The organism is Micromonospora sp. NPDC005215, from assembly GCF_040607915.1.
Taxonomy (GTDB): Bacteria; Actinomycetota; Actinomycetes; order Mycobacteriales; family Micromonosporaceae; genus Micromonospora.
In genome coordinates this window covers 1-7,162 of the sequence record NZ_JBEXHQ010000094.1, presented here as the reverse complement: position 1 = coordinate 7,162, position 7,162 = coordinate 1, and the positions used below count along the sequence as shown (strand labels likewise).

At 70.7% G+C, this 7,162-nt stretch carries 6 protein-coding genes; all 6 read right to left on the bottom strand.

The window, feature by feature from the left end:
* Window positions 1–205: 205 nt before the first annotated feature.
* Window positions 206–1,825, bottom strand: coding sequence for a hypothetical protein (locus tag ABZU25_RS34100; protein WP_355033481.1), 1,620 nt, complete (start codon window positions 1,823–1,825; stop codon window positions 206–208).
* Between the two features lie 64 nt (window positions 1,826–1,889).
* Window positions 1,890–2,750 carry a glycosyltransferase gene (locus ABZU25_RS34095; RefSeq protein ID WP_355033480.1) on the bottom strand — a complete coding sequence of 287 codons (861 nt, stop codon included), beginning with the start codon at window positions 2,748–2,750 and terminating at the stop codon, window positions 1,890–1,892.
* The gene (locus tag ABZU25_RS34090) at window positions 2,750–3,664 is read right to left on the bottom strand and encodes a glycosyltransferase (protein WP_355033479.1); all 915 of its coding nucleotides are present in this window, start codon (window positions 3,662–3,664) and stop codon (window positions 2,750–2,752) included. Before ABZU25_RS34090 ends, ABZU25_RS34095 begins: the two co-directional genes overlap by 1 nt.
* 49 nt (window positions 3,665–3,713) lie before the next feature.
* Window positions 3,714–4,793: a glycosyltransferase family 4 protein gene (locus ABZU25_RS34085; RefSeq protein WP_355033478.1), complete on the bottom strand. Its 1,080-nt coding sequence runs from the start codon at window positions 4,791–4,793 to the stop codon at window positions 3,714–3,716.
* Window positions 4,790–5,641, bottom strand: coding sequence for a glycosyltransferase family 2 protein (locus tag ABZU25_RS34080; RefSeq protein ID WP_355033477.1), 852 nt, complete (start codon window positions 5,639–5,641; stop codon window positions 4,790–4,792). The genes ABZU25_RS34085 and ABZU25_RS34080 overlap by 4 nt, the downstream gene beginning before the upstream one ends.
* Window position 5,642: 1 nt before the next feature.
* A complete protein-coding gene (locus tag ABZU25_RS34075) occupies window positions 5,643–6,902 on the bottom strand; it encodes a hypothetical protein (RefSeq protein ID WP_355033476.1) in 1,260 nt (419 codons plus the stop codon).
* Window positions 6,903–7,162: the final 260 nt, after the last annotated feature.

Genomic DNA, 7,162 nt, shown 5'->3' with positions numbered 1-7,162 from the left:
ATCTGCTGTGGCTGGCGGCTGGCGGTGACCGTCGGTCACCTCGGTGGGGGCGGATGCGGTAGTGAGCGGTATACCTCAGAGTCATATTCATACCTCTGAGGTATACCGCTCACCAGCACATCGAGCTGGCGGGCAGCCACAGCGGATGGCGAGCCAAGGGAACCCCGCTTGGCTGTACGTCGACCCCCGCGACGGGCGGGGGCGGTCATCCCCGGCTGATCAGCACGACCGGTTCGACTCCACCACTCGCCTGCTCGACCCGGTAGTCGGCGAGCACCTGCTGCCAGGCCTCAGCCTCCCCCATCGCGTGGGAGCGGATCAGCCACACGCGCCCGCCGCCGCGCTGATCCGCCAGCGTGAGCGCCTGATCGAGGCTGGCGTGCAGGGCCGCGGCCTCGTGGTCGATGGTCACGATGACGTCCGAGCGGGTGGGCATCCGGATCCACCAGCCGACGGTGTTGGTGTGCGGTGTCACCAACTCGATCTGGTCCTGCGGCGAGTAGAACGCGAAGCCGTACCACGCCAGCTCGTTCATGACGATGACGTCGTTGGCGGACCGGTGGGTCGCCACGTACTGGGTCGCCGATCGGATGTCGGTCACCGCGATGGCCGTGTAGTAGAGCCCCGGTTCGTCGCCGTCGAACCGGTACCAGCGGCCGTTGTGGAGTCCGTACAACGCGAGCAGCGCCGCGCAGGCCGCCGCGGTCAGCGCCGTGGCCGGTAGACGGGGCACCCCGCGACGGGCGAGCGTGGCGCCTCCGTAGGCCAGTCCCGCGACCCCGACACCCGCGACGGCAGCCGCCATGACGAGCAGGAAGTGCGAGGTACGCAGCTCCAGCAGTGGATAGAACCGGGCGACCCCCAGCGTCGTCACCCCCAGCGGCAGCAGGAGCATCGCGATAGCCGCAGCGGGGCGAGCCCGCCAGGCGAGGGTGATGACACCGGCCAGGAACAGCCCGCCGATCACCACAGCGGGCGCGCCCAGCATCGGTGCCAGGGCGTGGACCTGCCGACTGAGGTAGCCGGGCAGCTCGGTCAGGCTGGGGAAGCTGTCGGCCCAGTACTCCCGCATCTTGTCGTTGTTGCCACGCGCCGAGACGCCGAAGTAGAAGACGACGATGACGGTCATCGCGCCGAACGCCGCCACCGCCACATCCCGCAGCCGCGCCCACTGCCGCCGCAGCGCGGTCACCAGCAGCAACCCACCGAACACGCACGGGGTGGCGATCGCTGTCACGTGGCTGAACACGATGCCGGCGGCGGCCACGGCGGCGAGCACGCCGAGTCGCCGCCGCGACCAGGTCTGCTCCGTCCAGGCGCTCAGCGCGACAAGCACCACGGTGATCGCGGCGTCGGCGGTGTACTGCTTGAGGTCATGACGGATCTGCTGGGCCGGCAGGAGCAGGACCGCCGTGGCGCAGGCGAGGCCCGCGACGACCCCGAGCCACCGCGTCGGCCACCGCAGCAACCGTCCGAGCGCGTACGCGGCGACGACGGTGAGCCCGTGGAACGCCAGCGGCACCACGCGTAGGTAGTCGGTGTCCGGCACCAGTCGCAGCAGGAAGCTCCACCCGAGCGGGGTGGACGACGTCGCCGCCGGAAGTTCGCTCAGCGGCAGCCGCACCGACAGCGCCACCCAGGCCTCGTCGAGCCAGTACCCGGCCGTGAGCATCGTCTTGACGTCGTGGACCACCGCAAAGAGGGCCAGCAGCACGCCGACGGCGATCCAGTCCGCGGGGCTGGGACGGCGTCCGCTCGGCGTCGCCGACGTGGTCGGACGACTCACGTCCCCGCGTTCCAGTTGTACGACCACGTCGGTTCCCATCACGAGTACGGAACGGCCCGGCGCGCCGGGCCAGTCACGGCCCGGCGCGCCGGCAGCGGTGGATTCAGCTGGCCCCGGTCTGCCGGACCGACGTGGGCAGGGGCTCGTCCGCACCACGCTGCGCCGGCACCGACGAGCCGATCAGGCGCGCCGCCTGCGGGTTGCGCCGGGCGGCCGTCGGCAGCCCGACCACGAACTCGGGGAACAGGCCGAAGAAGGTCCGGGCGCTCTGCAACTCCAGGGTGTGCGCCCGCGACCACTGGAACGAGTTCGTCGCACGGGCCCAGTGGTGGGTCCACCGCACGTCGCCGAGCAGTACCACGGGCATGTCGTGCCGCCATGCCCGCAGCCCCAGCTCGTGGTCCTCGTAGTAGAGGAAGAACCGCTCGTTCCATCCGCCCATCGCGACGAAGTCCGCGGTGCGGGCCGCGACCGCCGCGCCCATCGCCCAGGCCACGTAGACAGCCTCGCCGGGGTTCGCCACCACCCGGTAGTTCGCGTGCATCCGCGACAGCGGCCAGATCTTCCGGTTGCCCAACTTGGCAGTGGCGTAGGGGAAGCCACGGCCGTTGGGCTGGGGGGTGCCGTCGGTCGCGAGCAGTTGGGGAGCGACAAGGCCGCCGTGCACGTCCAGGTGACGTTGCATCGCGGCGAGCCCGGCCGGCTGGACCTCCAGGTCGGGGTTGGCGAACAGGACGTACTCACCCGCCTGGCGTACGCCGACGTTGTTGGCCTTGGCGAAGCCGACGTTCTCCGGCAGCCGGATCACCCGGGCGCCCAACTCCTCGGCCACGGCGGCGGAATCGTCTGCGGAGTTGTTGTCCACGACGATCCACTCGTAGGGCTTGGCGCCGCCCCAGCACCGCCGGAGCGTGTCCGCGGAGTTGTAGGTGACCGTCACGACACTCCACGGGGTTCCTGCCATCACGCGCTCCGCACTCTCAGATAGCTGACCAGGGATGCAAAACCGAACCGCCTGCCCTTCCACTGCCGGCGGGCGGCGGGCCCCTCCAGCAGGCCACGTCCCACCCCACGCAGGAAGGGCCGGAGCAGGCCCTGACGGGCGCGCCGGGCGGCCAGCGCCAGATGTGCCAGCGCGAGAATCGGGATCGCGACGAGCATCAGCGGCCAGGTGAAGGTCCGCGCGGCGACCAGGAGCCGGTTGCGGGCCAGGAGGAACGCCCGGAACCCCTGGAGCTTGTTGTCGCCCTCGACGCTGTGGCCACCGGCGTGCGGCAGCATGAAATCCAACCGCCGGGTCCGCAGGCCCTCGGCGTACATGCGGAAGGCGAGGTCGGCGTCCTCACCCCAGGCGAACAGGTGCTCGTAGAACCCACCGAAGCGGTGGAAGAGCGCGGTGGGGAAGACGGCCGCGCCACCGGACGGGCCCAGTGGCCCGCGCGGGACCGTCGCCGCCCGGTCGATGAACAGTGAGACCGGATGCAGGTCGATGCCGACGTACTCGCCACCGTGCATGGCCAGACCCACAGCGATCGGGCTCTCCGGGTCCGCCGCGATGGCCTCGAACAACCGGGTCAGGGCGTCCTCCGGCAACCAGACGTCCGGGTTCAGCAGCAGCACGTGGCTCGTCCGCACCGCGGCGACAGCCCGGTTGCAGCCCGCCGCGAACCCCGGGTTCGACGAGTCGGGCAGGTACTCGTACCGCTCGTCGTCCAGGCCATCAGCGATGACCTTCGCGCACTCGTCCTCCGGCCAGTTGTCGGCGAAGATGAACGTCACCGGTAGCCCGTCGGCGGCGCGTACCCAGGTCGGGAGCGTCTCGGCGAGCATGTCGCTGGACCGGTAGAGGACCGTGACGATCGTCAACGTCTCTGCCATTCGGACACCTCCCTCACTGTCTGCGGATCACGGGACGACGGCGTGCTCGTCACAGGAGGGACCTGTACAGGCTCTGCCACCGCTGTACACACCTGTCGAAGGCGTACTCCTGGGCGTACCACTCGGCCACCCGCTGCCCCTCGTCGACGGCCCGGTGGCCGACCGCCTCCCGGATCGCGCCGGCGAGCGCGGCGGGCGCGAGGTCCGCCTGGAACGCCAGGGTGCCCGTCGCGTGCCGGGTCACCTCGGCCAGGCCACCGGCCCCGGTGTGCACCACCGGTACGCCGAGGGACAGCGCCTCCAGTGCGCTGAGCCCGAACGACTCGACCCGGGACGGCACCACGAGGCAGTCGATCTCCTGGAGGAAATCAGCGGCCGTGACCCGGCCGACGAGTTCGAGGTTGGGCCGGGCAGCGATCGCCATCGAGCCCGCCCCGGCGACCTTGAAGTCCAGTTCCGGGAGGAGGGAGGCGATCTCGGGCAGGAGATCAGCCCCCTTCTCCTTCTCCAACCGGCCGAGATAGCCCACCACCGGCCGTCGACCCGGCTCCGCCGTGTGGGCGGGCTTCGGGCTCGGCCAGGTGACGGGCAGCGGGTTCGGGATCAGGTGGATGTTCTTGACCCCGCCCCGCTCACGCAGCTCGGCGGCCTCGAACTCGGACACCGCCACCGTCGCGTGTGGACGTACCCGACGCATGGCCAGGTCCAGCGTGATGTTGGACTGGATGAGCGCCTTCTGCTGGAACGAGCCGGCGGTGTCCCGGTACTGCCAGAGGCTGTTGTGCAGGGTGACGACGAGCGGGGTCCGCCTGCCGCCCATGCTCAGCGCCGCCCGGGAGTGCATGGCAGCGGACAGCAGGTGGGCGCAGACCACGTCCGGCTGCACCTCGTTGACCAGGCGACGGATCTCCCGAGCGTAGGCGAGATCGATCCGGCTGGTCGCGCTGAGCCCGATCCACGGCACCCCGGCCTCGCGCAGCGCGTGGCCCACCTCGTCGTCCGAGGTGGCGGCGATGACGTCCAGGCCGCTTCGGGCGTGCGCCGGGATGATCTCCGTCAGGATGCGTTCGGCACCACCGAGCTGCCGCCGCCCCGAGCCACCCGTGGTGCAGACGAACAACACCTTCACGAGGTACGCAGCCCCTCGACGGCGCCACGGGCGATGGCGCGACGAACCGGGTTTCCGCCCACCGCGGCGCGCAGCAGCACCCCGCCCACGTACGCCGTCGTGGCGATGCGGCCGCGCCGGCCGCCCATGGTCCGGCTCGCCCGGATGAACTCCCGGGTGCGGCGCTCGGAGATCTCCTCCTCGGACCAGCGCCGCTTCGCTGTCGCGTCGTCCTCATGCATGATCACGGCCTCCGGCACGTACGCCAGCCGCAGACCCTGTTGCCGGACGGCCCAGCAGAGCCGCATGTCCTCGGAGTAGAAGAACGACGTCTCGTCGACGCCGCCGATGGCGTCGAAGGTGCTCCGGCGCATGGCGACGAAGGGACCGGTCAGCCAGTCCGCCTTCTCCGGCGGCGCGACGATGCGCAGGTTCGGCAGCACGAGGCTCAGGCCGGTGGCGTGGGCGAAACCGACGCCCAGGCCCAGGAACCGCCCGCCCTCGGTCTGTGACACACCAGACGGCGTGACCACGCCCGGGAAGGCCGCGCCCACCTGCGGGTCCGCAAGGGCGGTCAGCAGGCGGGCCACGGCGTCGGCGTGCACGATGATGTCGTTGTTCGAGAGGATCACGTTCGCCCGGCTGGTGTGGCGCACGCCGAGGTTCATGCCCCGCGCGTATCCCAGGTTCGAGCCGGACTGGACGTACTGGACGCCCTGCTCGGCGCAGAACGCGCTCAACGACTCCTGGATGTGTGCCGAGCTGCCGTTGTCGACGACGACGATCTCCGCCTCCGCCGGCAGCGACAGGACGCAGGCGCGGGTGCGCTCAAAGTCCTCCCAGGCGAGGACAACAATCGAGACATCCATGTCAAACCGTCCCATTATTCGGCGACTGCGCTCGTCGCAGGCTCGCTCTGGAGGCGAAGGCGTGTACGGCGTAGGCGAGCGTCGAGGCGATCGCCGCCCCGATCACACCCGCCCACGGGATGATCGCGAAGTACGCGGGAATCGCGAACGCCAGGGTGATCATGGCGACCACGGTCGTGGCCTGCTCGCCCCGCCTCTTCAGCAGCAGGGCGCTCCAGCTCTTGCCGGCCGCGGTGGCCAGTGAGCCGGGCAGGAGGACAAGGCCGAGAATCCAGGCGTGCCGGTACTCCGGCTGGAGGTAGCCCAGCACACCGAGCCCGAGGACGGCGGCCAGGGCGACCGGCAGCGCCGCTGTGACAACGGCCCGGGTGGGGTCGGGTCCGTCGTTGCCGTCCCGGCTGGCCAGGATCCGCTGCGCCCGTACGACGGCACCGGCCTGCGCGAACTCCAGCGCGGCGACGGCCAGGGCGTACACGCCGAGGGGACCGGCGCCGACGAACCTGGCCACCAGGATCTGGTTGAACCGCAGCGTCATCATCTGGGCGAAGATCCCGAGGTGCAGGTTGCCGACGGCAGCCAGGTCGGCGCGGTAGTCCACAGCGGTGGCCTCCGGCCGTGGTGCGGGCCCGATCCGCCGCAGCATCCCCAGCACCAGGGCACACACGGACAGCGCGCTGACCCACTGGACGACGAGCCACACCATGCTCCACAGGCCGCCGTCCAGGTAGCCGGCGAAGTACAGCGCCACGTAGCCGCCGACCAGGACCGCCCCGCTCGCCGCGCGCATCGCGTAGACGACCAGGAAGCTCCTCTGGCGCAGCGCGATCGACGACACCGTGTTGAAGATCGTCAGACCTGCCGCGGATCCCATGCCGACCAGATAGCTGCCCAGCCCGGCCACCGTGGTGAGCACCGCGGCGGCGACGACGGAGAGGAGGACCGAGGCCCCCAACATCGCGAGGACCCAGGGGCGTCCCCGCGAGAAGACCCAGCCACCCGGACGGGACAGCAGGAAGGTGTCCAGGGACAGGCCACCGACGGCCGCGCCCAGCGTCGCGCTCACCATGTTCGCGGAGAGTTCGCCGCGCTCCGCGGGCGGCAGCGCCACGGACAGGACCGCCGCCAGCCCGGTCAGGCCGAGAGCGCCGATGTAGAGACGTTCGGGTGCGACGAGCCGTCGCAGCAGGCCCAGTGCGCGGCGTCCGGGCGATGGCTTCGTGCCGGGGCCCGGCGATGGCCGAGCGGTATTCACCAGCGACACGCCGTTCACTCGCCCCCCATAGATGCGATACGTGCGGGCACGACGAGTCGTACTTCGCTGGCACTTTCTACCCGAATGCCGTTACACCTGCAATCGCCCAGGCGGCCCTAACCGATAATGCCGAAACACCTGCCGTCACCGCCAGTCGGCCGGCGTAGACTCTCGGACCCGTGAGGATCCTCGTCACCGGCGGAGCCGGATTCATCGGGTCGGAGTACGTTCGCCTGCTGCTGGGCAAGCCCCTCGGCAGTGCCGACGGC